Source organism: Pseudomarimonas arenosa (genome assembly GCF_014841215.1).
GTDB lineage: Bacteria > Pseudomonadota > Gammaproteobacteria > Xanthomonadales > Xanthomonadaceae > Pseudomarimonas > Pseudomarimonas arenosa.
The window spans coordinates 15,588-41,687 of the sequence record NZ_JACYTR010000015.1; the positions used below are offsets into that span (position 1 = coordinate 15,588).

General features: G+C 63.7%; 20 protein-coding genes. 16 read left to right on the top strand and 4 right to left on the bottom strand.

What is annotated here, in order from left to right; translation table 11 throughout:
* Window positions 1–11 precede the first annotated feature (11 nt).
* Window positions 12–1,997, bottom strand: coding sequence for a sensor histidine kinase (locus tag IFO71_RS09355; RefSeq protein ID WP_192029371.1), 1,986 nt, complete (start codon window positions 1,995–1,997; stop codon window positions 12–14).
* Window positions 1,998–2,439: 442 nt separating this feature from the next.
* Here IFO71_RS09355 and IFO71_RS09360 point away from each other — a divergent pair, with 442 nt between their 5' ends.
* From IFO71_RS09360 to pdxA, 4 genes are all read left to right on the top strand, one after another.
* Window positions 2,440–3,996: a WS/DGAT/MGAT family O-acyltransferase gene (locus IFO71_RS09360; RefSeq protein ID WP_192029372.1), complete on the top strand. Its 1,557-nt coding sequence runs from the start codon at window positions 2,440–2,442 to the stop codon at window positions 3,994–3,996.
* Window positions 3,997–4,112: 116 nt separating this feature from the next.
* Window positions 4,113–6,467, top strand: coding sequence for an LPS assembly protein LptD (lptD, locus tag IFO71_RS09365; RefSeq protein WP_192029373.1), 2,355 nt, complete (start codon window positions 4,113–4,115; stop codon window positions 6,465–6,467).
* A 157-nt stretch (window positions 6,468–6,624) separates the two neighbouring features.
* The gene (locus IFO71_RS09370) at window positions 6,625–7,953 is read left to right on the top strand and encodes a peptidylprolyl isomerase (protein WP_192029374.1); all 1,329 of its coding nucleotides are present in this window, start codon (window positions 6,625–6,627) and stop codon (window positions 7,951–7,953) included.
* A gap of 123 nt (window positions 7,954–8,076) precedes the next feature.
* Entirely contained in the window at window positions 8,077–9,057 is a 981-nt protein-coding gene (gene pdxA, locus IFO71_RS09375; protein ID WP_192029375.1) for a 4-hydroxythreonine-4-phosphate dehydrogenase PdxA, read from the top strand.
* A gap of 185 nt (window positions 9,058–9,242) precedes the next feature.
* On the opposite strand, the gene IFO71_RS09380 is transcribed toward pdxA, so the two are convergent.
* Both IFO71_RS09380 and ubiH read right to left on the bottom strand, forming a co-directional pair.
* The gene (locus IFO71_RS09380; RefSeq protein WP_192029376.1) at window positions 9,243–10,421 is read right to left on the bottom strand and encodes an FAD-dependent oxidoreductase; all 1,179 of its coding nucleotides are present in this window, start codon (window positions 10,419–10,421) and stop codon (window positions 9,243–9,245) included.
* Window positions 10,418–11,623, bottom strand: a complete 1,206-nt coding sequence (gene ubiH, locus IFO71_RS09385; RefSeq protein ID WP_192029377.1) for a 2-octaprenyl-6-methoxyphenyl hydroxylase — start codon at window positions 11,621–11,623, stop codon at window positions 10,418–10,420. Before ubiH ends, IFO71_RS09380 begins: the two co-directional genes overlap by 4 nt.
* A gap of 430 nt (window positions 11,624–12,053) precedes the next feature.
* Here ubiH and IFO71_RS09390 point away from each other — a divergent pair, with 430 nt between their 5' ends.
* The 11 genes from IFO71_RS09390 (at window position 12,054) to IFO71_RS09440 (ending at window position 22,953) form a co-directional block, all read left to right on the top strand.
* Window positions 12,054–12,971 carry a histone deacetylase family protein gene (locus IFO71_RS09390; protein WP_192029430.1) on the top strand — a complete coding sequence of 306 codons (918 nt, stop codon included), beginning with the start codon at window positions 12,054–12,056 and terminating at the stop codon, window positions 12,969–12,971.
* Window positions 12,972–13,111: 140 nt separating this feature from the next.
* Window positions 13,112–14,128 (top strand): aminoglycoside phosphotransferase family protein, encoded by a 1,017-nt coding sequence (locus tag IFO71_RS09395; protein ID WP_192029378.1) that lies wholly within the window; start codon window positions 13,112–13,114, stop codon window positions 14,126–14,128.
* Window positions 14,128–14,829 carry an N-acetylmuramate alpha-1-phosphate uridylyltransferase MurU gene (murU, locus tag IFO71_RS09400; RefSeq protein ID WP_192029379.1) on the top strand — a complete coding sequence of 234 codons (702 nt, stop codon included), beginning with the start codon at window positions 14,128–14,130 and terminating at the stop codon, window positions 14,827–14,829. Before IFO71_RS09395 ends, murU begins: the two co-directional genes overlap by 1 nt.
* A 102-nt stretch (window positions 14,830–14,931) precedes the next feature.
* Window positions 14,932–15,441, top strand: a complete 510-nt coding sequence (fabA, locus tag IFO71_RS09405) for a 3-hydroxyacyl-[acyl-carrier-protein] dehydratase FabA (RefSeq protein ID WP_192029380.1) — start codon at window positions 14,932–14,934, stop codon at window positions 15,439–15,441.
* Window positions 15,441–16,658, top strand: coding sequence for a beta-ketoacyl-ACP synthase I (gene fabB, locus IFO71_RS09410; RefSeq protein WP_192029431.1), 1,218 nt, complete (start codon window positions 15,441–15,443; stop codon window positions 16,656–16,658). Before fabA ends, fabB begins: the two co-directional genes overlap by 1 nt.
* 807 nt (window positions 16,659–17,465) lie before the next feature.
* Window positions 17,466–17,684: a hypothetical protein gene (locus tag IFO71_RS09415; protein WP_192029381.1), complete on the top strand. Its 219-nt coding sequence runs from the start codon at window positions 17,466–17,468 to the stop codon at window positions 17,682–17,684.
* 100 nt (window positions 17,685–17,784) lie between these two features.
* Window positions 17,785–18,189, top strand: coding sequence for a glutaredoxin family protein (locus IFO71_RS09420; RefSeq protein ID WP_192029382.1), 405 nt, complete (start codon window positions 17,785–17,787; stop codon window positions 18,187–18,189).
* Window positions 18,190–18,382: 193 nt separating this feature from the next.
* Window positions 18,383–18,979: an ECF-type sigma factor gene (locus IFO71_RS09425; RefSeq protein ID WP_192029383.1), complete on the top strand. Its 597-nt coding sequence runs from the start codon at window positions 18,383–18,385 to the stop codon at window positions 18,977–18,979.
* Window positions 18,969–21,536, top strand: coding sequence for a serine/threonine protein kinase (locus IFO71_RS09430; RefSeq protein ID WP_192029384.1), 2,568 nt, complete (start codon window positions 18,969–18,971; stop codon window positions 21,534–21,536). Before IFO71_RS09425 ends, IFO71_RS09430 begins: the two co-directional genes overlap by 11 nt.
* A 59-nt stretch (window positions 21,537–21,595) precedes the next feature.
* Window positions 21,596–22,129 (top strand): hypothetical protein, encoded by a 534-nt coding sequence (locus IFO71_RS09435; protein WP_192029385.1) that lies wholly within the window; start codon window positions 21,596–21,598, stop codon window positions 22,127–22,129.
* 362 nt (window positions 22,130–22,491) lie between these two features.
* Entirely contained in the window at window positions 22,492–22,953 is a 462-nt protein-coding gene (locus IFO71_RS09440; RefSeq protein ID WP_192029386.1) for an SRPBCC family protein, read from the top strand.
* Between the two features lie 554 nt (window positions 22,954–23,507).
* Here IFO71_RS09440 and IFO71_RS09445 read toward each other — a convergent pair.
* Window positions 23,508–24,503 carry a hypothetical protein gene (locus tag IFO71_RS09445; RefSeq protein WP_192029387.1) on the bottom strand — a complete coding sequence of 332 codons (996 nt, stop codon included), beginning with the start codon at window positions 24,501–24,503 and terminating at the stop codon, window positions 23,508–23,510.
* A 237-nt stretch (window positions 24,504–24,740) separates the two neighbouring features.
* Between IFO71_RS09445 and IFO71_RS09450 the strand changes: the two genes are divergently transcribed.
* Window positions 24,741–25,817, top strand: a complete 1,077-nt coding sequence (locus IFO71_RS09450; protein ID WP_192029388.1) for a glycoside hydrolase family 25 protein — start codon at window positions 24,741–24,743, stop codon at window positions 25,815–25,817.
* Window positions 25,818–26,100 lie beyond the last annotated feature (283 nt).

Below are 26,100 nucleotides of genomic sequence, written 5' to 3' on the forward strand. Positions count from 1 at the left end.
ACGCGGCCATTCTATTCGGAGTCGATATCGACCCGATCGGGCAACTCGATTTGCACCCGGGTGCCTTTGCCCGGCTCACTTTCAACCCGAATCTCGCCGCATAGCTTGTGTGTCACCAGATTATGGACGATATGCAAGCCCAGCCCGGTACCGCCACGATTGCGACGCGTGGTGAAGAATGGCTCGAAGATCTGCGATAGATGCTCGGCTCGGATGCCCTCGCCATTGTCGTGGCATTCAAGCAGCACGCCACCCTGCGCGCGACGCCGGGCCGACACGGTAATCACGCCGGCACTGGATGCTGCCAGTCCGTGAATCAAGGCATTCTGCAGCAGATTGATCAACACCTGGCCAAGCGACCCCGGGTAGGTCAACACGTGCAACTCGTCGGGGACATCGGCATTCACTTCGATCGGGCGCCCACGCCACAGGCTGGCCGAACTGGCCAGCAATTCGTCGATGAACTGACGCAGGTCGATCTCGCGCGCCAGGTCATTCGAACGATCCACCGATACTTGCTTGAAGCTTTGCACCAGACGCGCGGCACGATCGAGATTGCGCTCGATCATGCCGCTGGACTCCTGCGCCAGCTCGAAATATCGATTCAGCCCGGTCTTGGTCATCGTCGCCTGCTGCAGCTCGGCACGCGCCTCGCGCGTGGCCGCGCTGAGGTGGGAACTGGCAGTCAGGGCAACACCGACCGGCGTATTGATCTCGTGGGCAACTCCGGCTACCAGCTGGCCCAGCGAGGCCAGCTTGGCCGATTGAACCAACTGCTTTTGCGTATCGATCAGGTGCAGCAGCGCTTTCTCAGCGGTTTCCTTGGCTGTGGACAGCTCAGCGGTGCGCGCCTCCACCATGTCGCTCAACCGAGCTTCATTGCGTTGAATGGCTTGGCGATTGGCCTCCAGCTCGGAACGAAAGCGCTCAGCGACGGCGACCGAAAACAAGATCGTTGCAACCAGACTGATCAGCGGCAGCAGCCAGTCGAAGGCCGGATTGTCGCTGACCCAGCCGGCCTGTTTGCCGACGAAGAACAACAACACCAGCAGGTTGAGCAGTACGCCGATCAAGTAAGACTTGATGCGCACCTGGCCACGCAGGTACACGGTCGCAACGGCAGCAAGAATCATCAGGCCGCTGACCATGTGCAGCAAGGCATTGATCCTGTTCACCGCCACCGGCGCCACACTCCAGCTCAGCGCCAGACACAGGAAAGCGAGCACCGCAGGAAAGAGGAAATAGCGGTCGATGCGCGGCAGCCACCGCCGGCTTGCGATCATGGCCCGCAACAGCGCGAGGTTGCAGGCGCTGGCGACTCCGCCCATCAGGAAACTCAAGGCCGAGACGGAAAGATCGGCCGTACCCCACACCGCCGCAAACGCCGTGCCTTCGAAATGCGACTGGTACACCGCATTGCACATGGCGGTAGCGGCGGTCAGCAGGTAGCGCAGATCCCGGCTGCCACTGAACAGGAACAGCATGTACAGGCCCAGCACGAACTGCGCCCCGTGCATGCTGCCCAGCAGCCAGTTGGCCAGCAAGGCCTCACGTTGCAGTTTCGATTCCGACCACAGATGCAGATCGAGGGACAAGCCGGTGAAGGATTCCACCCGCAGCAGCAAGCGAACCCGGTCGCCGGCTGCAATGCTCATCGGGGCAACGTAATGGCGCGACGCCGGCCGCTGGGACAGCCGACTGAAGCCTTGCGCAGCGTCGGTGGCAAGCATCGCATCAACCTGATGTTTGGCCCCGCGGCGCAGCACCACATAGCGCGCCAGCGGTGTCGAGGCTGGATTCGAAAGCTCCACTACCAGCCAGGAAACCTGCCGACTGTAGCCGGCATTGGGCGCCCCCGGCTGCGCTCCCATGCTCAGCGCGAAGGACATCGGATCCTCGGCAGTGAGCAGGGATTTGGCGTCGATAGCCTGGCCGTCAGTGCGGAAAATTGCGGCCTGCTGCACGATCGGCTGGTCTTCGAGTTCAGCCGAAACCATGACAGCTTCCGCAGCAAGAGCCGGGCCCGAGGACAGGGCGAGAAGCAGCATGAACAGGGCGACCAGGGGCCGCCGCGCGGCGCTGTTCAAGCGGCGCCCCAGTGCTCTGCCGTGGAGGACGGTCGCGAACCTCAAGCGCGCCGCGCCTCGGCAGGCCGAGGGTGAGCACAGCACGGTTCGACGCGAACTGCCTTCATCGGCGGGCTCCTGCCATTCGCCACTGCAAGCCGCAGCTCGCACGATGCCAAAGAGCTGCCGCTCGATCATACGCGACTCGATTGACGCGGCGGCGTGTAGAGAGACTTCGGCAAGCGGCTGTTGGCGGGTCGCACAGCCCGATCAAACCTCCCCGCCCTTTGGCCGCCTTATCCGGCGCAATCCCGCCCGAGTAACCTGCTACAGTCAGAACGGTTGAGGGGATCTCTACGATAAGGAATGACGGATGGCGAACCGCACCTTGAACCTTCTGGATGCCTCCTGGCTGCTGGTCGAGTCGCACGAGACACCGATGCACGTCGGCGCCTTGATGCCTTTCAGCCTGCCCGACGGCGCCGCGCCCGATTTCATCAAGAAGATCATGGCCGACTTCCGCTCCGCCTCCGCGGTGCAGCCGCCCTGGAACCGACGCCTGAAATCGCCCAAGTTCAAAGGCCTGGTGCCGGTCTGGGAAGAGGTCGACGAGATCGACCTCGAGCACCACGTGCACCACTCAGCACTACCCGCACCGGGCGGCGAGCGCGAGCTCGGTCAGCTGATCGCCCGCCTGCATAGCCAACCGCTTGACCTGACCCGACCGCCGTGGGAAGTCGAGCTGATCGAAGGACTGGAAGGCGGTCGCTTCGCCTTGTACACCAAGGTTCACCACTCGTTGATGGATGGCATTGGAGGGGTGAAGCTACTTGTTAGGGCGATGTCGGACGACCCCAAAGCGAGCATGAAGTTCGCTCCGTTCTGGACCATCAAGCCAGAGCACAAGCCAGCCAAACCGAAGAAGCGCAAGACCCGGCAGGAAGACCCGGTCGCCACCGTGGCCCAGGCCGCCGCCGGCCTGATCGAAATGGTCAAGGGCCAGGCCGGCACCGTGCCGGACATTGCCCGCGCCTTCGGCACCATGTTCAGCGCGGTGCGCAACAAGAATGATGTGCTGCGGATTCCGTTTGAGGCTCCAGTGTCGGCACTTAACGGGCGAATTCGCGGCCCGCGCCGGTTTGCTACCCAGCGTTTTGAGCTGGAACGACTGAAATCGCTGGCCAAAGCCGCCGACTGCACCTTGAACGATGTCGTGCTGTGCCTGTGTGGGGCCGCGCTGCGCCGCTTCTTGGATGAACTCGGAGAGCTGCCGGACAAGCCCTTGACTGCGGGCATTCCGGTCTCGGTGCGCCCCTCCGACGACGATGACTCCGGCAATGCCATTACCTTCATCATTTCCACCCTGGGCACCGACATTGCCGACCCGCTGGAACGTCTGGACGCCATCCGCGCTTCCACGCGACGGGCGAAAGAGCATGTTCAGAGCCTGCCGCGGCAGGCCATGATGCAATACACCTTGTTGCTGATGACGCCGTACATGGCCTCGCTGCTGACCGGTGTCGGCGGCCGCACGCGGCCGATGTTCAACATCACCATCTCGAACGTGCCGGGCCCGGACAAGCCGCTGTATTTCCGCGGCGCCAAGATGGAGGCGTCGTACCCGGTATCCCTGGTGACCCACGGTCAGGCCCTGAACATTACCTGCCAGAGTTATGACGGCCACCTCAATTTCGGCTTCACCGGTTGCCGCGACAGCCTGCCGCACATGCAGCGCGTGGCCACCTACACCGGCGAGGCGCTGAGCGAGCTGGAATCCGTGCTGGCCAAGACCGGCAGCAAGACGCAAGCTGCCGGCAGCTCGCGTTCCAAGCCGAAATTGAGCTCCCAGCGAGGCAAGCCCGCAGCGACCAAAGCGGCGCCCGCCGCGGCCGCGCCGAAACGCAAACCCAGGCTGAAGAAGCGCGATTGAGTACTGCACTGCTTGCTGCGAGCGGCGCGCCAATGCCAGGCCAGGCGCTGCCGCAGGCGCGCCGGCCTGCGATCGCAATTGCCGTATCACGACGCTTGCGGCAAGCTTGCGCGCCTATGACCACCATGCCCTGCTCCACGCCTGCCGCCTCGTCGGCGTTGCACACCCATTGCCCGCCCGTCTCGCTCGCCGCCCCCGGCGGGTGCCGAGACCTGGTCGGCAAGCGTCTGGCCTGGCTGATCGCAGCTCTGCTCGCAAGTCCCAGTGTGATGGCCGCGGAAGCGCCCACTGACTGGCAGTTGTGCGGGCCGCGAATCAGTTTTCCCTGGGAAACCTCCCTGCCCGCCGATGCTGAGCCGCCCAGCCTGAATGCTGAGCGCTTTGATGTCAGCGGCAAGGATCTGTACCGCGCCGAGGGCGATGTCGAACTGACTCAAGCGGGCCAGCGGCTGCGCGCCGACCGCGCCGAGTACCGGCACTCAAGCTCGGATTTCAGCGCCGAAGGTCAGGTGCAGCTGCAGGATGCATCGGTCGCACTGCAGGCCGGGCGTGCCTCGGGCAATCTGAATGCTGAGCGCACCGAGCTGGAGCAGGTCGATTACCGCCTGATTGGTCTGCGCGGCAATGGCCAGGCCGAGCGCCTGCGCCGCGAGGGTGAGACCAGCGTGCTGGACATGCTGAGCTACACCACCTGCAATTCCGACGACCAGCAGTGGTTGTTGCGCGCCAAGTCTCTCAAGCTCGACCACCAGAATGGTGTCGGCGTGGCGCGCAATGCCAGCCTGCGGATTGGTTCGGTGCCGGTGCTGTGGCTGCCCTACGCGCGTTTTCCCCTCAATGACGATCGCAAGACCGGTCTGCTCTACCCCAGCATCGGCTATGCCGACGACACCGGCATCGACATCCGCCAGCCGATCTACCTCAATCTGGCGCCGAACTACGACGCCACCCTGACCCCGCGCATTCTCGGTCGCCGCGGTGCGATGTTGGGGCTGGAGCTGCGCCACCTGGGCGAATCCAGCAGCAGTCAGATCGATGGCGACTGGCTGCCCGATGACGACCTGACCGGCCGCGATCGTGGCTCGCTGCGCATCCGCCACAGCGACCGCTATAGCCCACACTGGGCCTTCAACGCCGACCTCAATCATGTCTCGGACGATCGCTATTTCGAGGATTTTGGCGACTCGCTGAGCACCCGCGCCACCAGTCTGCTGCAAAGTCAGGCCGGCCTGTTCGGCCGCGGCATTGGCTGGCAGGCCAGTCTTGAGGCACGTGACTGGGAAGTCACCGACCCGATCATCTCCGACCGCAGCGCGCCGTACCGGCAGCTACCGCGCGCCCGCTATTCCCTCAATCGCTGGACCAGCGGGCTGCACTACGGCGCCGATCTTGAGGCTGTGCGCTTCGAGCATGAGTTTGACGGCGGCAGCGTCAACGACCGCCCAGGGGCTAGCCGCTACGATCTGCAGCCGTGGCTGGAGTTGCCGCTGGAACGCGCTTTCGGCTACCTCAAGCCACGTCTGGCCTGGCGCCACACCGGCTACTCGCTGGACCGAGGCTGGCGCTGCGAGGAGACTCCCGACTGTGGCTTCGCCAGCGGCCGGGTGTTCGACGACCGCTCACCGACCCGCAGCACGGCGATTGCCAGCCTCGATGCGGCGCTGAACTTCGAACGCGACACCGACCTGTTCGGCACCGCGATGCTGAACACGCTGCAGCCGCGACTTTACTATCTGCACGTCCCGTATGAGGACCAGACCGATATTCCGCTGTTCGATACCGACGAGCTGACCTTCGGCTACGACTCTCTGTTCCGAACCAATCGTTTCAGCGGGGCCGATCGCCAGGGCGATGCCGACCAGCTCACCATTGCTGTGACCAGCCGCTGGTTTGAGCAGGCCAATGGCCGCGAGCGTCTGGCGCTCAGCCTGGGCCAGATCCGCTACTTCGACGACCGCCGGGTCACCCTTCCCAACAGCAGCCAGCCGAGCTACCGCAGCGATGCTGACGGCTCCGACTACATCGCCACTGCCGACTTGGTATTCAATCAGCACTGGCGCCTGGGTCTGGGTTATCAGTGGAATCCGCAGATCGATCGCACCACGGTTTCCGGCACGCGGCTGAGCTGGCGCGGCGATAACGGCGCCCTGGCCAACCTCAGCTACCGCTATCGTCGAACCGAACTGGAACAGCTCGACGGTTCCTTTATCGTGCCGATTCAGGGGCAGTGGCGATTGGTCGGACGCTGGAACTATTCCCTGCTCGATCGGTCAACGCTGGAGGCATTTGGCGGTTTCGAGTGGCAAGACTGCTGCATCGCGGTGCGCGTGTTGAGTCGCCACTATGTGCGGAATCGCGAAGGCGAAAAGAACAATGCCTTGTTCTTCGAACTGGAGCTCAAGGGCTTGGCCAGCTTCGGCCGTGATGCGGCTGACTTCCTGGAGCGTGCTATGCTGGGCTATTCGCGTTAATGAAACTCAGCAAGTGGCGGTGATTCGTCTAGGCCGATGCCAGAGCCAGTTGAGTTTCGCCCGCGAGCGTCCGCCTGATCCTTCGCTCAGCTGCGAGCAAGGCAGGCCGCGCTTCAATGCCGCTCACAATCCCTCGATTTCCAATGGCTGACCGCCGATGACACATTATTCATTCAATCTGCTGCCGCGTGCCTTGTCTGTCGTCCTGCTGGGCGCTGCCCTGGCCGCGCTCGCCTATTCCCCCACCGGCCGCGCCCAGGCGCTGGTCTCCAATCAGCTCGACAGCATTGTCGCCCTGGTGGAAGAGGACGTGATCCTGCGTAGCGAATTGGATACCGCCGTTAGCAACATCATGATCCAGTACGCCGATCGTCAGGCTCAGCTACCGCCGCGCAATATTCTTGAAAAGCAGGTGCTGGAGCGACTGGTGCTGCTGCGATTGCAGCTGCAGCGTGCCGAGGCCGGCGGGATCCGCGTAGGCGACGGTGAATTGGAGCAGGCGATTCGTTCGATTGCGCAACAGAACCGCATCACTCCGGAACAGATGCGTGCGCAGCTGGCCCGCGACGGCATGGACTTCGCAGAGTTCCGCCGCAACCTGCGTGACGAGATCATCAGTCAGCGTTTGCGTCAGTCGGTGATTCAGAACCGCGTCAATGTCACCGACACCGAAATCGACATCGCTCTGGCCAGTGACAGTATGAAGACCGGCCAGGTACGCATCGGCCTGATCCTGATCGCGGTGCCCGACGGCGCCACGCAGGAGCAAATCAGCACCGCGCTGACCAAGGCCGAGGGCGTTCGCGATCTGGTGACTTCGGGGAAAATGGAGTTCAGCGCCGCTGCCATTCGCTATTCCGACGCACCCAATGCGCTGGAAGGCGGCGATATCGGCTGGCGCAGCTTCGATGAGATGCCGCCGATGTTCGCCAACGTCGTCGAGGGCATGAGCAAGGGCGACCTGACCCCGCCGATTCGCGGCCAGAGCGGTTATCACCTGCTCAAGCTGATCGACTCGCGCGACCAGCAGCAGCAAGAAACCGTCACCGAATACCGAGCGCGCGACATCCTGATTCGTGCCGGCGATCTGGTCAGCATGGATGAAGCCAAGCGAAAGATCGACGAGATCCACGCCCGCATCAAGGCTGGGGAGAAATTCGAGGATCTGGCGCGCACATTGTCCGACGACACCATGACCAAGAACGCCGGCGGCGACATGGGCTGGTTCCATGCCTACGCCTGGGGCAATGCAGTGGGTGAGCAAGTGCTGCAGTTGAGCGACGGTGAGGTTTCAGAACCGTTCCGCACCGAAGCCGGCTGGCATTTGATCCAACGTCTGGAAAGCCGCGTGCAGGACGTCACCGAAGAGAGCAAGCGCAACCGCGCTCGTGAGATGCTGGCCCGACGCAAGTCTGACGAGGAAATGGAACGCTTCCTGCGTCAGCTGCGTGAGGAAAGCTTCGTCGAGCTACGCCTCGGCAGCTGATCCGGATCCGGCCTTGCTCACGCACCAGGCCACCATCCAGACTGCCTACCTGCGGCGCGCCGCGGTCATCTCAGCCGCGCGCAAGACGCCGCGCCTGCCAACCCAGCGGCGGAGCGCGGGCTGATGCCCGCCCGTCCACGCATTGCCCTGGTGCCCGGCGAACCGGCCGGCATCGGCCCGGAACTGTGCGTTCGACTTGCCCAGCGCGACTGGCCGGTGGATCTGGTCGCCTATGCCGACCCGGGCCTGTTGCAAGACACCGCCACCGCGTTTGAGCTTCCGCTGGAACTGCTGGACATCAATGCACCGAGCCACGCTGGCGCCCTGGCCTTGGCCCCGTTCCCGCTGTCCAAGCCGGTGGTGATGGGTCGACCCGACCCCGACAACGCGCGCGCCACCATCAATGCCCTGTTGGCTGCTGGCCAGGCCTGTATCGGCGGCGAGCTGCAAGGCATGGTCACCGGGCCGGTACACAAGGCCAATATCAATGCGGGTGGCATCGCCTACACCGGCACCACCGAGCTACTGGCGGATCAGGCCCACACCGATGTGGTGATGATGCTGGCCTCGCCTGAACTAAGAGTTGCACTGGCGACCACGCACCTGCCGCTGCGCGAAGTGCCCGAAGCGATCACCCCGGCACTGCTGGAACGCTGCATCCGCATCACCGATCGCGCCCTGCGCCGCCAGTTCGGTATCGGCAAACCACGCATCGCCGTGCTCGGCTTGAACCCGCACGCCGGCGAAGACGGCCTGCTCGGCAGCGAAGAAAAGGCGGTGATGATCCCGGTCATCGAGCGACTGCGCACGCAGGGCTTTCAACTCAGCGACCCGCTGCCGGCCGATACCGCCTTCCTGCCGCGCAAGCTGACCCACTTTGACGCCGTGCTGGCCATGTACCACGATCAAGGCCTGCCGGTGCTGAAGTTCAGCGGCTTCGAGCGCGCAGTGAATATCACCCTGGGCCTGCCCTACCCTCGTGTCGCAGTCGATCACGGCACCGCTCTGGAACTGGCCGGCAAGGGCGAGGCCGACGCCTCCAGCATGGCAGCGGCGATTGAACTATGCGCTAAGATTGCCGCACGGGCTAACGAGATTCCCTGAACAGGCGAGTGGCGGTAGCGAACCCCCAACCTAAGCCGTGGGCCAAACGCCCGCCCTATGGGTGAAGCGTAGGGCCGTGCGACAGGCTCAGCGATGGTTCGGCGACCGAACTTGCGCACCCTGAGCCTGCCGAAGGGTGCCTGAGCGAAGCGACACGTCAAGGCTGACTGTGCTTGCCAAAACGCTTATCGGCCCACCGCGCGGCGCAGGAACATCGCCTTCAAGGGCGCGATCTTGTCGACCAGGCCGAGTGCCGGGCCGCGCAGCAGGGTCGGCAGCAGTGCGTCGTTGGAGAACAGCCGATTCAGGCCATCGAAGCTGTAGGCGGCCACTGCATTTGCCGAGCGCTGGTGACGGGCGATGGCGGCCAGTCGGTGTGGGTCACCGAGGTCGTCGCGGCCCTGAGTGCGGACCAACAATTCAGCCACATCGCGCAGCCCCAGGTTCACACCCTGACCGGCCAGCGGATGCACCACGTGTGCGGCATCGCCGATCAACAGGCAGCGGCCTTGCTGGTAAGTCTTGGCCAATTGTCGGCGCAGGGGAAAGCTACGCCGCGCCGAGACCAGCCGCAGGCCCCCCAGTCGACCATCCAGGGCACGCTCCAGTTCATCGACAAACGCGCCCTCTTCCAGGGCTGACAGACGCTCGGCTTCCACGCTGGGCAACGACCACACGATGGAACTGCAGGTTTTGGCCACCGGCAAGAAAGCCAGCGGCCCGCTCGGCAGGAAGCGCTGATAGCAGGTGTGCTCGGTATCGCGTTCCGACTCCACATAGGCGACCAGGCCACTCTGCTGGTAGTCATGGCTGTCACACTCGATGCCGAGCATTGCGCGCAGCGGTGAGCCGGCGCCATCGGCCGCCAACAACAGATGGCCGCGCAGGCGCAGACCGTCATCCAGTTCGATCCGCACCTCCTGATCATCCTGTTCCAGCGTCACCACGCTGGCTGGACAATGCACTCGAATGTCGCTTTCGGCGCGCACTGCTTGCCACAGTCGATCGACCAGCAGGGCGTTCTGCGCAATCCAGCCGAGTTCAGGCAGGCCGGCCTGTTCGGCGCTGAAATGCAGCTCGCCGCCGCCACCGGCATCCCAGACTCGCATCGCATAGTAGGGCCAGCCATAGGGCTCGACCGCCGACCAAACGCCGTGTTGTTCCAGCAGACGAGCATTGTCCGGCGCAAAAGCCAGCACCCGCAGATCGGGCTGCTCGGCCGACCAAGCCGGCGGCACCGCACGCTCGATCAGCTGAACCCGCCGACCTTGCTTGGCCAGGGCCAGCGCCGCTGCGGCGCCGACGATACCAGCGCCGACCACCAAGGCATCCGCCACCTCGCGACGTGAGCCGGCACGACTCATCGTGCGGCCCTCGCCAGCGCCGGCACCTGGCCGCGAAAGCCCATGGCACCAGCCGCCATCCTGGCCTTCAGTGCAACGCTGCGTTCGAGCAGCAACAGGGCCAGGCTGCGTCCGGCATGCATGGCATCTCCCTCACGTGCGGTCAATTGTGCCAAGCCATGACTGAAGTCCAGAGTCAATGCGCGGTCCTGCCGGCGTCTCTCAACATAGCGTTCCAACATCGATTCACTTCCCGGATCATCGGTTTCGGCCAGGCACTCAGCCAGACTGAGTGCATCACGCAGCCCCAGATTGAACCCCTGTGCGCCCAGCGGATGCACGGTTTGCGCGGCATTGCCGACCAGTACGGCACGCGGCCCCAGCAATCGCTCGGCCAGCGTCGCCCGCAGCGGATAGGCCACCCGCTTGCCGACCGCCAGAAAACGCCCGGCGCGCCAACCAAAACGTTGCTGCAGATACTCGAGATAGTCCTGATCATCGAGCTTCATCTGCTCAGCCAGTTGGTGGCTGGCCACCCCACAGACCGCGCCGAAACGCCCATCATTGCGCGGCAACAAGGCGACCGGCCCGGTGCTGCTGAAACGCTCCCAGGCCCGGCCATCGGGCTTACGACTGCTTTGCACGCTGCAGACGATCAGGCTTTGCTGATAATCCTGAGTCTGCACGCCGATATCGAGCGCCTGCCGCACACGACTATCGGTTCCATCGGCACCCACCAGCAGGCGAGTCCGCACCTGCTGCTCGCCCTGCGGCGTAATCAGAGTCACCCGCCAGCCCGACTCGATCGGCTCGGCCGCTTGCAAGGTAGCGGGCGCGAAGCGCGGCGTGCCGAGCTGCTCACAGCGCGCCTGCAGCGCAAGTCCAAGATCGCGCGCCATCACCACACCGCCCAGGGCGTCGACGCCGTAGTCGCTGGCCGCCAGTCGCACGACCCCAAGATCGCCTTGCCGGCTGATATGAATCTGCTCGATCGCTGCCGGCGAGCGCGGCAGCCGATCCAGCACCCCCATCGCGCCCAGCGCATTCAAGCTTGCCCGCGCCAAGGCCAGATTGCGTTCATCAAAGCTGGGGGGCGCCGCCTGGCCGCCGGCCTGGCTTTCCACCAAGCCCACCTTCCAGCGCGATTCGGCCAAGGCAATGGCCAGGCTGCAGCCCACCAGGCCACCGCCAACAATCAACACATCCATTTGTTCGTTCGACATTTCGCTTCCTGCTGCTTTTCCCTTCTCCCATGGGAGAGGGGGCCGGGGGTGAGGGTCGGGCGAAGCTACGCCAGGCCGGTGATCGTGAACCTCAGAGTGGGCCTGTGGCCCACCATTGGCTCTCCGACGGTGGGCCACAGGTCCACCCTACAAGTCTGCTGCTCCCCTAGCCAGCCAGGAACCTCGTTACGCGAGGCCCCTGGGCAGGAACAGATCGGCTCCCTAACCCCACCCCGCCCTCCCCGAACATCGGGGAGCGAGTTCCGGGGCGCCGGTGCGACGAAAATCGGGGCACATCGATCTCTCCCATAGGCGGAGGGATTATCTGGAACTCACTGGGCTATGCTACGACCCAATCCGGCGACGGACCATGAATCGTCGCTTTGTCATCGCTTGCGTGGCCAGAATCCGGCCACATCTCACTCTCAGCATGCTGCTCTACACTCACCCAATCTGCTTGCAACATCTGCCCGGCCCAGGCCATCCGGAAGCGCCGGAACGGCTTGCGACTGTGCTGGAGGCGATCGACGGCGCGTTTCCTCAACTGCACTGGACCCAGGCACAGCGAGCTGACCGCGACAGCCTGCGGCTGGCTCATAGCGCCGAGATGATCGAACAGGTATTGCTGTCGCCGCCCCCTGCCTTTCGCCGCATAGATGCCGATACGGCGATGAGCCAGCATTCGGCTGAAGCCGCCCTGCGCGCGGTCGGCGCCATGATCGAAGCAATTGATCAGGTGATCGACGGCCAGGATCGGCGGGCATTCTGCGCAGTGCGCCCTCCCGGCCACCATGCCACCGCGGTGCAGGCGATGGGCTTTTGCCTGTTCAACGCGGTGGCCATCGGCGCCTTGCATGCCCTGCGTCGGCGCGGACTGCAGCGCGTAGCGGTGGTGGACTTCGATGTTCACCATGGCAATGGCACGCAGGACATTCTGTGGAACGAAGCGGGCGCCTTCTATCTGAGCTCGCACCAGGCGCCGCTGTACCCAGGCACCGGGCTGGGTTCCGAGCATGGAGGCGCGGGCAAGGTGCTGAATCTGGAACTGCCGGAAGGCGCCGATGGCAGCTTCGTACGGCGCGCCTATACTGAACATCTTCTTCCTGCACTGGACCAGTTCGAGCCGGAGCTGATCCTGGTTTCCGCCGGATTCGACGCGCACCGGCTCGATCCACTGGCCGGCCTGAATCTGCAGGCGGCCGACTACGCCTGGATCACCGCCGAGTTGGTGCAGATCGCCAATCGCCACGCGCAAGGCCGGATCGTGTCCATCCTGGAAGGTGGCTACAGCCTGACCGCGCTGAACGAAAGCAGTGTGGCGCATCTTGGCGAGTTGCTGCGTGATTGATTTCGACAGCGGGATGCTTGATGCCCTCTGGTGCGCCCAAGACGCACCCTATGTCACGCTGTCTGCACTCAATGGCCCCGCCCATTCCATAGGGTGCGTCTTGGGCGCACCACCACCCTTCACTCACTGATTCACGGTCTATGTCCAGCACCCGCGCCGACCTCCGACTGGCCTTCGCCCGCCACGCCCTGAGCTGCCCCACGCTGGAACTGGAGTCGGCTTCGGCCGATGCCAGCTTTCGCAGCTACTGGCGCACCGTGGGCATCACGCCCTCGCGCATCGTGATGGACGCGCCGCCCGAGCGCGAAGATCTCGGCCCCTGGCTGCAGGTGGCTCGGCAACTCAATGCTGCCGACATCGCCGCCCCGCAGATCCTCGCCGAGGATCTGCAGCAGGGATTTCTACTGTTAAGTGATCTTGGCCGCCAGACCCTGCTACCGCTGCTCAGCCAGGCATCGGTCGATGGCCACTATCAATCGGCCATCGACACCATCGTGCAAATGCAGCAGCGACTCGATGCCAGCGGCTTGCCGACCTACGATCACCAGCGCCTGACCACCGAAATGGAGCTGATGCCAGCCTGGCTCCTGCAAAAGCATCTTGGTTACACGCCAGAGTGCGAGGAGTGGGATGTCATCGAGTCAGCGTTTCAGGCCTTGCTCGACAATGCGGCGGCGCAGCCGCAGGCGTTCGTGCACCGCGACTACCATTCGCGCAATCTGATGGTTCAGCAGGATGGCACCTTGGCGGTGATCGATTTCCAGGACGCGGTGCGCGGCCCGATCACCTATGATCCGGTGTCACTGCTGCGCGACTGCTATATCGAGTGGCCAGACGAGCAGGTGTATGCCTGGCTCGATCAGTACCGCCAGCGCCTGGCCGCCGCCGGTGGACCAGAGCTTGATCGCGAGCAACTCAACACCTGGTTCGACCTGATGGGCCTGCAGCGCCACATCAAGGTGCTGGGCATCTTCTGTCGGCTCTGGTATCGCGATGCAAAGCCCGGCTACCTCGGTGATCTTCCCCTGGTCTGGCGCTACACCCAGCGCGTCGGCCGCCGCTATGAAAAGATCCGACCGCTGATCGAACTGCTGGAACGGGTGATCGGTGAGCGCGATCTGTGTCAGCCGGTGGCCCTGCAGCCCGAGCACGCCTGATGCGGGCGATGATCTTCGCTGCCGGGCGCGGTGAGCGCATGCGGCCGCTGACCGATCTCACGCCCAAGCCTTTGTTGCAGGTGGGTGGCAAGCCGCTGATCGTCTGGCATCTCGAACGTCTGGCCGCCGCTGGCGTCACCGATGTGGTGATCAACACCTCCTGGCTGGCCGAGCAGATTCCAGCGACGCTGGGCGATGGCAGCCGCTTCGGTCTTGGCATTCGGTATCTCTATGAAGGCCCGACCCCACTGGAAACCGGCGGCGGCATGCTGAACGCCCTGCCCTTGCTCGGACGCGAACCGTTCTGGCTGGTCAATGGCGATATATTCACCGACTTCGAATACGCCAGCCTGCCGCGCGCACCCGATGGCCTGGCGCATCTGGTGCTGGTTGACCCGCCTGCGCAGTCGACTCAGGGCGATTTCGCCGTTGATTCAAACGGACGACTGATCAGCAGTGGTGAACACAGGCTCACCTATTCTGGCATCGGTGTCTATCGACCCGAGTTGTTCGACGACTGGCCATTGGTGATCGGTGAGCTGGCGCCCGCAGACCGCCAGCCAGCACGGTTTCGGCTCGCGCCATTGCTGCACGCGGCGATTGCCAAAGGGCGCATCAGCGCCGAACACTACGCCGGCGTATGGATCGATGTGGGCACGCCGGAACGTCTGCAAGCGCTGCGAAGCAGCCTGCAAGGCTGAACTCGCAGCGCCACCATGCGGTGACGTACAGATTCGCTGACACACAGAATGGTGAATAATCGCCGGCCGTTGCACGCAATCTGCGTTGTGGATTCCGGGATCATGATCGAATCGTTTAACCGCGAACAACTGCTGTCCTCCAGCGAGGGCAGGCTTTTTTCCGCCAATAGCGGCCGCCTGCCGGCGCCACCGATGCTGATGTTTGACCGCATCACCCATATCGCCGATGAAGGCGGCGAGCACGGCCTTGGCCTGATCAAGGCGGAACTTGATGTTAATCCCGACCTGTGGTTCTTTGATTGCCATTTCAAGACCGACCCGGTGATGCCGGGCTGCCTGGGTCTCGACGCGATGTGGCAACTGGTCGGCTTCTTCCTGACCTGGAAGAAACTGCCGGGGCGCGGTCGCGCCCTGGGTGTCGGTGAAGTGAAGTTCTTTGGCGAAGTCTGCCCCAGCGCCAAGCTGGTGACCTATGTGATCGATATCAAACGGGTGATCCAGCGCAAGCTGATCATGGCTATTGGCGATGCCAAGATGCTGGTCGACGGCAAGGAGATCTACAGTGCGCAGGATTTGCGCGTCGGCCTGTTCGAACGCGGAGCCAGCGCATGATGGCTCCGCGTCGGGTGGTGGTCACCGGATTTGGCATCGTCAGCTGCCTCGGCAATGACGAAGCCAGCGTGGTCGATGCGCTGAAGCACGGCCGCTCGGGCATACGCATCGATGCCGAAGCGGTCGAGTTCGGCTTGCGCAGCCATATGGCGGGTCGTCCGCAGATCGATCTGGAAGCCCGCATCGATCGCAAGGCGCGCCGCTTCATGGCCGATGCTGCGGCCTACGCCCATGTCGCACTGGACGAGGCGATTGCCATGTCCGGCCTGCCGCCCGAGACGGTGTCGAATGTGCGTACCGGATTGATGATGGGCTCGGGCGGCGCCTCCTCGTTGGCCCAGAGCGAAGCCTGCGACACCCTGCGCGCCAAGGGCGTGCGTCGGGTCGGCGCCTACGGCGTCACCAAAACCATGAGTTCCACCGTCTCGGCCTGTCTGTCCACGGCCTTCAAGATCAAGGGTCTCAACTATTCGATCGCCTCGGCCTGCGCCACCTCGGCGCACTGCATCGGCGTCTCCGCCCAACAGATTCGCTGGGGCGAACAGGATGTGATGTTTGCCGGCGGTGGCGAAGAACTGAGCTGGGCGATGAGCTGTCTGTTCGACGGCATGGGCGCGCTGTCGACCAATAACGAACAGGCGGAAACCGCCTCACGCCCTTACGATGCCGGTCGCGATGGCTTTGTCATTGCCGGCGGCGGCGGCGTTCTGGTGCTGGAGAGCCTGGAGCACGCGCAGGCGCGCGGCGCGAACATTCTGGCCGAACTGGTCGGCTTTGGCGCCAGCAGCGACGGCGCCGATATGGTCGCGCCGTCCGGCGAGGGCGCGGTGCGCTGCATGCGCCAGGCCCTGGCCGGCCTGCCCGGCTCGGTCGACTACATCAACACCCACGGCACCTCGACCCCGGTCGGTGATCTGGCCGAACTGGGCGCGATGCGCGAGGTGTTCGGCGTCGAGATGCCGCCGTTCTCCTCCACCAAGGCGCTCAGCGGTCACTCGCTGGGAGCCGCCGGCGTGCACGAAGCGATCTACAGCCTGTTGATGATGAAGCATGGCTTCATGGCCGGCTCGGCCCATATCAGCGAAGTGGATCCTGCGGCCGCCGATATGCCCCTGCTGCGCCAGTCGCGCGATGCACAGCTCAACTACGTGCTAAGCAACAGTTTCGGCTTTGGCGGCACCAACGCATCGCTGGTATTCGGCCGCTACGCGAGTTGAGCCGGGTGGGCGCAACGCCCACCGAGCTGGTGCTTTGCACCCTTCTCCCTGTGCGAGAAGGTGCCCGAAGGGCAGGTGAGGGTCCGAACACGCCGTGCGTCTGGTCATTACAAGGACTCAAGGACATCCGGCCCTCACCAAAGCCCTTTCCATGAAGCGACTACTTAACTCTTTGATTCGCTTGAGTCAGACTTTGCTCCCCTCCCCCCTGGCGGGGGAGAGATCGATGTGCGCCGATTTTCGCCGCACCGGTTGATGCCCCGAAACTCCCTCCCCGATGTTCGGGGAGGCTGGGGAGGGGTTAGGGAGCCGATCCTTGCCTGCCCAGGGGCCTCGCGCAGCGGGGTTCCTGGGTAGATCGATGCGCACTGACAACGCGCGCCGGCTGATGCCCCGAAACTCCATCCCCGATGTTCGGGGAGGGCTGGGGAGGGGTTAGGGAGCCGATCCTTGCCTGCCCAGGGGCCTCGCGCAGCGGGGTTCCTGGGTAGATCGATGCGCACTGACAACGCGCGCCGGCTGATGCCCCGAAACTCCCTCCCCGATGTTCGGGGAGGGCTGGGGAGGGGTTAGGGAGCCCATCCTTGCCTGCCCAGGGGCCTCGCGCAGCGGGGTTCCTGGGTAGGGGCTTCAAATCGCTCCGGTGCAGTCTCTCACGCGGCCCGCAACGTCGGCGGTGGCCGTGTGATCCTGTTTGCATCCAAAGCGCGCGTTTCATGGTGGCAGGCAATTTGTCTGCACTCGCTCGGTGTAAGCCGCCACGGCCGGCGCCGCAAGCGAGCCCCATTCCGCTGTTGGAGATCACTGATGAAAATGAAATTCGCCCTGGCGATGTCGTTGTCCGTTGCCGCATTCACCGGTTCGCTGTTTGCTACCAGCGCGCGCGCCGACGTCTACCCGGACCCGCAATGCTTCCGCGCCTGCCAGCAGGAATACCGCCTGTGCATGACCTATACGCCGGACAAGGCCGTGCTGTGCGAGCGTCGTCGCCGCGAATGCCTGACCGACTGCGGCACCTACTTGTAAGCCCAGTCTGAGCTCGGCCATGCAGCCGGATGATCGCCGGCTGCATGGTTACCCCAGCCACTCAACATTGCGCTTGCGCGCACAACCTTCGGAATGAAACATGCTCAAGCACCTGAAAACGGCGTTCCTGATGCTCATCCTGGCCGCGGCCAGTGCAGCGCTCGGTGGACTTGCCGCCACCTGGTTCAAGGCCGATACCGAGACCTTCATCGCTGGCGACTATTCGCTGCAGCGCAGTGTTACCGGCCAGGATGTGGTGCTGATCGGGACGAGCTGGTGCGGATACTGCAAGCAGACCCGAGAGTTTCTTGCCCAGCGTGGCGTCGAGTTTGCCGATCTCGACCTGGAGAACTCCAAGCAGGCCTATGACTGGGTCGAGAGCCTGAACGCGCCCGGCGTACCGGTGCTGCTGATTGGCAATCGGCAGATTCGCGGCTTTCGGCCCGAAGCCATCGAAGAAGCCCTGTCGGCATGGGCGGCAAGACCCGCTGCCAGCGCAGGCTGATCGCCCCCGATCGCCTCTCTTGCGCCCGCCACTGACCGCAGGCATCAGTCGGGACCATCGGCCACGGCAAGCCTGGACTGGATTCATGCGTCTCCCTCGGGTAGCCTTCGCGGCTGGCCGACGTTCTGAGCGACTTCGATCCTTTGATCGCGGCAGGATCGTCACGTTCCCACAGAACCGGCGTCTGAACCGCATGAGCAGCGATAGCGAGCATGACATCACCGACTTGCTGAGTCGGCTGCGCCGCGGCGAGGCAGAAGCACAGGGCTTGCTGATGGAGTCGCTGTATCCGGCCTTTAAGCGCATGGCCTCACGCAACCTGCGCCAGTTTGGCAGCCAGCTCACCTTGAGCGCCACCGAACTGGTGCACGAAACCTATCTGCGCTTTGAGCCACAGCGACGGGTCAGCTGGGAAAACCGCGAACAGCTGATCGGTGTCATCGGCATGCTGATGCGGCGAGCCGCGCTCGACTATCTGCGCGGTCGACGCACCGAGAAGCGTGGCGCCCAGCAAAACCTGCGCTCGCTCGACACGCTGCCCACCGCCGAACTACCAGGCAGTGAGGAGGATCGCGAGCTGCTTGATCTTGAATCGGCGTTGCGCGAGCTGGCTGAAAAGATGCCGGTCATCGCCGCCGTGGCGGAGCTCAAGCTGTTCTCCGGCATGACCAAGGACGAGATCGCATCGAGCTGCAACATTTCCACCGCCACCGTGGTGCGGCATTGGCGCTTCGCCCGCGCCTGGCTGGGTGAGCGACTGGGAGGCCTGGCCGCCGCCGATGACGAGTGACACCGATCTTGAGCAACTGCAATCAGCATTCGAAGCCCTGGTCGCGCTGAACCCAGACGACCAGGGGCGGCGTCTGGCTGACCTTGAAAACGCCGCGCCGGCGCTGGCCGCCAAGCTGCGCCGGCTGATCGAGCTCGACGCCGAATACGAAGCTGCAGAACAGCAGCGCCCTGTATCACTGGCCGATTCGACAACCCTGCCCACCCTGCCCGGCTACGAGGTGCTCGACCTGGTCGGCAGCGGCGGCATGGGCCAGGTCTATCGCGCCATTCAATGCAACGATGCGCAACGCGTGGTTCGCGCGGTGAAGGTGCTGCACAGTGAACGCTCACCGGACCAGCTGCGCGAACGTTTCGAGGCCGAATGCAAGGTACTGTCCGAACTCGACCATCCCAATATTGCCCGCTACATAGCCTCTGGTTTCAGCGAGAAGGGTGCGCCCTATGTGGTGATGGAGTTCGTGGATGGCGAGCCAATCGATCGGTGGTGTGATGCGCGAGGCAAGACACTGGCACAGCGCGTCGCCCTGGTTCGCCAGCTGCTCGCCGCCTTGCAGCATGCCCACCAGCGCCTGATCGTGCACCGCGACATCAAGCCAAACAATGTGTTGGTGGATGCCTCGGGAAAGCTGTTTCTGGTGGATTTCGGTATCGCCAAGCGACTGGCCGACGCGTCCTCTGCCAGTGCCACGGTCACCAGCGATCGCTTTCTCAGCCTGCTGAGCGCAGCGCCGGAGCAGCTGTCGGGCAAGGCTGCCAGCACCGCCACCGATGTCTATGCCGTCGGCTTGCTGCTGTTTCGACTGCTCTCCGGCAACGACCCGTTCACCGACAGCGACGATGCCTCGCCGGTTCGCTACCAGCAACGCGTACTCGATGCCCCGGCTCCTTCGATGGCCAGCCGGGTCAAGGAGTCAGACACCATGCTGGCCACATCGCGCCGCTTCGCTTCGGTGGCCGATTGGCGTCGCGCCCTGCGCGGCGACTTGGGACGCGTGGTATTGCGCTGCCTGAGAAAATCGCCGGAAGAGCGCTATGCCGATGCCGGCAGCCTGGATCGCGACCTGCGTGCCGTGCTGGAAGGCTGGCCGATCAGCGAACGCGAATCCGAGCCGGTGTATCGGCTGCGCAAGTTCGTTGGCCGACATCGCCCCGGTGTTGCCCTGGCAGGCCTTGCCGCCCTGTTGCTGGCCGGATTGTGGTGGAACGCTGAGCTGCAGCGCGCACGCGCCCTGCACGAGCGCGACCGCGCGGAAGCGGCCACCCGCGTGCTCACCCAGTCATTCGCTGCGGCCAACCCTCTGGGCGTGAGCGGTGGCGACGCCCGCGTGAGCCATGTGCTGGATGCCAGTCGCGAACAGCTCCATCCCCTGCGTGAAGAGCAGCCCGAACTGTTCGCCACGCTATCGGCCACGCTGGCCGAGGTCGAACTGTCGGCCGGCCGACCCAGCGAAGCACTGCAGCTGACCCGCGACGCCCTCGGTGCAGTCGATGAAACAGCTAGTGATGAATGGGTGCGCCGCTTACGACAGCTCAAGGCGCGGGCACAGTTGGAGGCTGGCGAACTCACTGACCTGCAAGCCGAGCTGGATGTGCTGCCGCGCTCCAGCGTGCGAGATCGAGTCGAGCACAGCATTCTGCTCGGCCGATTTGCCTACCTGCAGTCCGATCTCGATGCGGCCGTCGGCCACCTGCAGATAGCGAATTCGCTGTCATCCCAACTTGCCGATGATGATGCGCTGAAGTTCGAAGCGCGCATCTTTCTGGCTCAGGCGCTGCGCTTGAACGAGCAGCCGGCGCAGGCGATCGAAGTGCTGGACAACACGTTGGCATCCTTGTCACATCGTTTCGCTGTCGATCATCCACGCATCGTGCTGACCCAGCTGCGTAGAATCGAATTGCAACGGGGATTTGCTCCAGCCGACCGTCTGCTGCAGGAGGTCAACGCACTGACCCCACGCCTGGAGACCGTGTTCGGCACTCGATCAGCGCCCTACGCACGACTCCTGGGCCTGCGCGCCCAAATACAGCGCCAGGCCGGTGAACATGTCGCTTCACTCTCGAGCTACCGAGCCGCCTGGCAAGCCTGGTCGGCCGCGACTGCCCCAGGGCATCCGAACAGTCTGCGTGCCCTGTTCAACCTGGCTTTTATCAGCAGCCGTCTGGAGCAACCGCCCGAGACGGTGGATGCGCTCTATCTGCGCCTGATGGATGACGCCAAGGCCGGCATTGAACAAGACAGCAGCATTCACAACTATTGGCGGGTGTCCTACCTGGAGTTCCTGGTCGACCAGCAGAAGTGCACATCGGCGCTGCGCGTTGCCGGCGCCGAGCTGGTAGCGCAACCACACACAGCATTCAACCCGCCGACCCTGAAACTGCTATCCGATGTGGTGGACAAGCTCACCCGCCGCTGCGACTGCCCCGCTGCGACCAGCACCGCGGCCAGCGAAGCAACGGCCAGTAGCCTCGCCGCCGACCCTGAGCGCTGCGCTGCCCTGCCGCGCTTGTCTGCCCTCGCCAAGGCGGAGGCGCTCGCGGCGTCCGGCAACCACTGATCCCATTGGGCAACAATTCGCGCGTTATCCAGAGTCCCCATACCCAACCCGGAGCCCCCATGCACCACAGCAGACTGAACCCGTTCTCTCTCTCCTTGCTCACGCTGGCCCTCGGCGCGCTCGCCGTTGCAGCTCCGGCCGTGGCCGATGATGACGACGACCGTACCTGCGACTACACCGACAGCCACGAATGCGGCCTGATCGGCTGCTACGACACCAAGTACCAGGATTGGATCCTGCCTTCGCCGCAGGCCGGCTACTGCTCTTACAAGGTGCAGTCGATTCCGAACTACACGTTCTACAAGTATGTGCCGGCCGAACCGCCGGAACCGACCATCGCCTGTACGCGCGTCGCCAACTGCACCCTCTCGTGCCTGGCCCAGCCAGAGGGCGCCGGGCTGACCTACACCTGGACCAAACAAGGTCCATCGACCTTCAACCCGCAGCCGCAGAGCAATGAAAACACCGCCCTGATCGATATCCACACCCCCAACTCGATCACCATCCGCGTGTCGATCACCTCGCCCTACGGCCAACAATCCTCACCCGCCGCATGGACGGTAGTTCCCCACAGCGTCTGCTTCCCCAACTAAAGCGCCAGGCCTCTCCCTTCAGGGGAGAGGCGAGAAACGCGTTGCCTAGCGAATCATTGCGTTAAGAAATGGGTGCCTGTGGTTCAGTACCAAGCTTCATCCCCTCTCGCGGCACTGACCGGCTCCGCAATATCGCAAAGAGTTGGGGCCACAAAGCAGTCTGAACCGAAGCGGATCAAAGCCCCTCTCCCCCCGCGGGAGAGGGGTTGGGGTGAGGGGGAGGCCAACTTCGCTCGCCCCCTCTCCCCCGGCCCTCTCCCTCCAGGCGAGAGGGGAGCAAAGCGCGCTCCAGGCAATTCATCCGACTACCAGTTCAAGAAATATCGTGTAGGGTGAGGCACACCGCCAATACCTAGCCCGCCATGCGCACCATCCATGTAACCCGCCAACTGAACTCCCCGATTGATCACGTTTTCGACTTGCTAGCCGATCACGCCGGCTATACCCGCTTTCCCGGCGTTCGCGCCGCCAGAGTGACCCGAGCAGGCCAATCCGATCGCAATGGGCTTGGCGCGGTGCGCGTGATCGATCTTGGCAACGCCTGGTTCGAGGAGGAAATCATCGAGTTCGAACCACCCACCCGACTTGGCTACCTGATTCTGCGCTCCAAACCGCCGATGGAACATCAAGGCGGGCGGATCACCCTGACCGCCAATGAACAAGGCTGCCTCGCAGAGTGGACCTCGACGTTCAGAATTAGCGTGCCTGTGGCCGGGCCACTGCTGACCTGGTTCGCGGTGAAGTCGATCAGCCGTGGATTTGCCGCGGTTTTGAAGACAGTGGAACGACTGGCTGCGGAGTCGAGTACACAGGCGAGTGCATGATCCTGCCTTGAAGGCCGCACGCGATAGGGATAAGGCAAAGCTGAGCGCCTCATCCCAACCTCTCACTCCGCTGCTGCGCAGCGCAAGCCCCCCCTCTCCCCAACCCCTCTCCCGCCAGGGGAGAGGGGCTTCAAGTCGTTTGCTCCCCTCTCCCCGTGGAAGAGGGGTCGGGGGTGAGGGTCGAGCGAAGCTACGCGCGCGGCTATACACCGAAGGCCGAAGCGGACGGCCTATGAATCGGACTCGAGGACTGGGCCCTCACCCCACCTCTGCTGAGTGGGACTTGAGGACTGCGCCCTCACCCCAACCCGCACCCCAGCCATCGGGCTTGCATGCACGTTGGCGTTCGGCGACTTCGTCGCTACGACGGGCTGACGTCCGAACGCTGGCTCGCAGCTGTCCTTTCTCGAAATCCCAGCTCACCCCACGGGGAGAGGGGCTTGCTCGCTTCGGCTCAAGGTCTCTGCGATTGTTCGAAGAAGAACTCGGATCTCTCCATGAACCGACGGCATAACCCATCAATTCGCCGAGAGCGACCAAATGCTTGAGAAATCTCAGCGCCTCTCCTCCTCCACGCTGACCGCCCGTTCCACCGCCTGCTGCAGACTGTGCTTCCCCGCCACATAGTCCGGCATCGCGCCCAACACCGCCGGATGCAGGCTCTTGAACACTTCGTTGCGCTTCATGTACAGCTCGTAGTCCGGCCGCCCCTGCTGAGCCAGCTGCTCCTGCACCGCCACGCCGACAAAGAAGAACAGAATGGCATGCCAGAGATCGCGCGGCGCCCGCGCACCCAGCCTGTCACTCGCCGCCGCGATCGCTTCGGCGACGCTGCCGCGATCTTGCAGAATCACCGCATGAGTCGGCTCGTGGAACACCAGCTCGACGAAATTGTCGCGTCCCACCGCGCTATCTCCGTGACGTGACTCAATCACCGCGACCGTCTGTGGTTCGATCGTGGTGTAGGCGCCCACGGCATTGGCAAACCAGGAAAGATGCACGGTAATCTTCTCTGGGCAGCTTCCCGCGGCCAGCTGCTCAATCCGCGCCAAAGTCGGCTGCTCGATCTTGCGCAGCAGCGACAAGGTCTGCATCACCAGCTGACGATTGGCGGCGTCATGTGCGGGCCAGAAGTGCTCTTCGTAGATCGGCCGCGTATTCAGCAAGGCCTGATACAGCCCTTGCTGCATCTTTCCCACGCTGAGGGCATCCGCGCTGGCATGCTCCATCAGATGCAGCTTTACGTTATGTAGATAGCCATCGAACAACAGGTTCCGCTTGACCAGATGCGCGCGGTAGTAGTCGATGGCAGATTGCAGGGGCGCCAGGTCGGGCTCACTCAGCGCTGGCTTTGCATGCTCGCGCAAATAGTCGAGCGGATCCCCCCGCTCACGCGCCAGCGCATGCAGGAAGTGATGCTGATTTACATGCAGATTGCTCAGAAACTCGATCCGCTGCAGAGCGGCAATACGATCTTCTGCATGCAGCGGAGCGGAGATCGCCGCAGCCAGCAGAGCCATCCAACACAAAAGCAGACGCCAGAACGGCATGGCAATCCTCCGCTTGAGTCGTAGCACATGGTAGCGCGCTGGGTGGGCACCGTGGTCATCCCGGCATTTCGGCGCGCTCGTGCGCGCCTCGTCGTCGGGATGACGAGTTTTGAGACTTCGAACGACCAAGAAATGTCTCCGACCAATCAAGGCTCGCGCTACTCAGCGCCAACCGCCCGCCACCGCGACCCGCCCCGGCCTATACTCCTCACGCGGTACACAACCAAGGGGAATCAGATGCGCAAGACACTATGGCTAGTGCTGCTCTGGCTGGTTGGCGGACTGGCGCTGGCAGCACCCACCGCGAGCGACCCGCAACCCCCCAGTCTGCTCGGCGTCTGGCACGGCACCTATCCGGCCAGCGACGGCCAAGGTACGGTCGAACTCTGGATGGGCGTGTACTGGCAACTCAGCAAGGATGGTTGGAACGTACGTGGCCATAACCGCTGGCAAGTGCACCAAGGCGATGCGGCCCTGCACGGCGGTGCCAGCCATGGTAAGAACGCCGAGCAGTTCGACACCATCAGCGGCAGCATCGATCGCGATGGCCGCCATGTGCACCTGAGCGAAGACACCCGCGGTAGCCGCATCGACGCCACGCTGGAAAGCCCCGACACGCTGAACGCCAGCTTCTATGCCAAAGGCGCCAGCACACCACGTTTCACCGTCGTGCTGAAACGCATCGACACCCACTACGATCCATCGCAACACGCAACCCTCGGCCTCGATGTATCGCACCACTCCGGCAAGGTCGACTGGAAGCAAGTCGAAGCGCATGGCTACCGCTTTGCTTACATCAAGGCCAGCGAAGGCGTCGACAACCCCGACGCGATGTTTGCCCAGCACTGGGCAGCTCTACGCGACACCGGGCTCGCCCGTGGCGCCTACCACTTCTACGTCACCGAAGACGACCCGGTGCAGCAAGCCAAGTTCTTCGCCTCGCGCCTGCGCGACGACCCCGGCACCCTGCCACCCGCCGTGGATGTCGAACTACTCGGCAAGAACACCAGCGGGGACATGACCGCCACCCTGCTTAGCTTCCTCAAGACCTTCGAACAGGAAACCGGCATCAAACCCGCCATCTACACCGCCGCCGCCTTCTGGGATCGCTACTATCGCCCCGAATTCTCCGAATACCCGCTATGGATGGCGGAATACGGCGTTAAGATGCCCAAGGTACCATTCGGCTGGCAAAACTGGACCTTCTGGCAACACGCCGAAAACCGCCCAGTGCCCGGCGTGGAAATGAGCGCCGACATTTCCCTGGCCCATCCCGATCTCAACCTCAACCAGCTGATCCCACGCTCACCCTGAGCGCTGGCCTGATGAACACAGCAGACGCAATCCGACGTTGACTACACATCGGCCGATGGCGACTCCGCTTGCTGTTTCCAAGTCGACAACAGCGAAACCGAACCGAAGCGAGTCAAAGCCCCTCTCCCCTCGCGGAAGAGATCGATGCGCACCGACAACGCGCGCCGGCTGGTGCCCCGGAACTCCCTCCCCGATGTTCGCGGAGGGCCGGGGTGGGGTTAGGGAGCCGATCTTTTCCTGCCCAGGGGCCTCGCATAGCGAGGTTCCTGGGTAGGAGTTGGGG

Coding starts and splice junctions, on each gene's coding strand:
- IFO71_RS09355 (WP_192029371.1), bottom strand. CDS start 1,997: ATGGTTTCGGCTGAACTCGAAGACCAGCCGATCGTGCAGCAGGCCGCA.
- IFO71_RS09360 (WP_192029372.1), top strand. CDS start 2,440: ATGGCGAACCGCACCTTGAACCTTCTGGATGCCTCCTGGCTGCTGGTC.
- lptD (WP_192029373.1), top strand. CDS start 4,113: ATGACCACCATGCCCTGCTCCACGCCTGCCGCCTCGTCGGCGTTGCAC.
- IFO71_RS09370 (WP_192029374.1), top strand. CDS start 6,625: ATGACACATTATTCATTCAATCTGCTGCCGCGTGCCTTGTCTGTCGTC.
- pdxA (WP_192029375.1), top strand. CDS start 8,077: ATGCCCGCCCGTCCACGCATTGCCCTGGTGCCCGGCGAACCGGCCGGC.
- IFO71_RS09380 (WP_192029376.1), bottom strand. CDS start 10,421: ATGAGTCGTGCCGGCTCACGTCGCGAGGTGGCGGATGCCTTGGTGGTC.
- ubiH (WP_192029377.1), bottom strand. CDS start 11,623: ATGTCGAACGAACAAATGGATGTGTTGATTGTTGGCGGTGGCCTGGTG.
- IFO71_RS09390 (WP_192029430.1), top strand. CDS start 12,054: ATGCTGCTCTACACTCACCCAATCTGCTTGCAACATCTGCCCGGCCCA.
- IFO71_RS09395 (WP_192029378.1), top strand. CDS start 13,112: ATGTCCAGCACCCGCGCCGACCTCCGACTGGCCTTCGCCCGCCACGCC.
- murU (WP_192029379.1), top strand. CDS start 14,128: ATGCGGGCGATGATCTTCGCTGCCGGGCGCGGTGAGCGCATGCGGCCG.
- fabA (WP_192029380.1), top strand. CDS start 14,932: ATGATCGAATCGTTTAACCGCGAACAACTGCTGTCCTCCAGCGAGGGC.
- fabB (WP_192029431.1), top strand. CDS start 15,441: ATGGCTCCGCGTCGGGTGGTGGTCACCGGATTTGGCATCGTCAGCTGC.
- IFO71_RS09415 (WP_192029381.1), top strand. CDS start 17,466: ATGAAAATGAAATTCGCCCTGGCGATGTCGTTGTCCGTTGCCGCATTC.
- IFO71_RS09420 (WP_192029382.1), top strand. CDS start 17,785: ATGCTCAAGCACCTGAAAACGGCGTTCCTGATGCTCATCCTGGCCGCG.
- IFO71_RS09425 (WP_192029383.1), top strand. CDS start 18,383: ATGAGCAGCGATAGCGAGCATGACATCACCGACTTGCTGAGTCGGCTG.
- IFO71_RS09430 (WP_192029384.1), top strand. CDS start 18,969: ATGACGAGTGACACCGATCTTGAGCAACTGCAATCAGCATTCGAAGCC.
- IFO71_RS09435 (WP_192029385.1), top strand. CDS start 21,596: ATGCACCACAGCAGACTGAACCCGTTCTCTCTCTCCTTGCTCACGCTG.
- IFO71_RS09440 (WP_192029386.1), top strand. CDS start 22,492: ATGCGCACCATCCATGTAACCCGCCAACTGAACTCCCCGATTGATCAC.
- IFO71_RS09445 (WP_192029387.1), bottom strand. CDS start 24,503: ATGCCGTTCTGGCGTCTGCTTTTGTGTTGGATGGCTCTGCTGGCTGCG.
- IFO71_RS09450 (WP_192029388.1), top strand. CDS start 24,741: ATGCGCAAGACACTATGGCTAGTGCTGCTCTGGCTGGTTGGCGGACTG.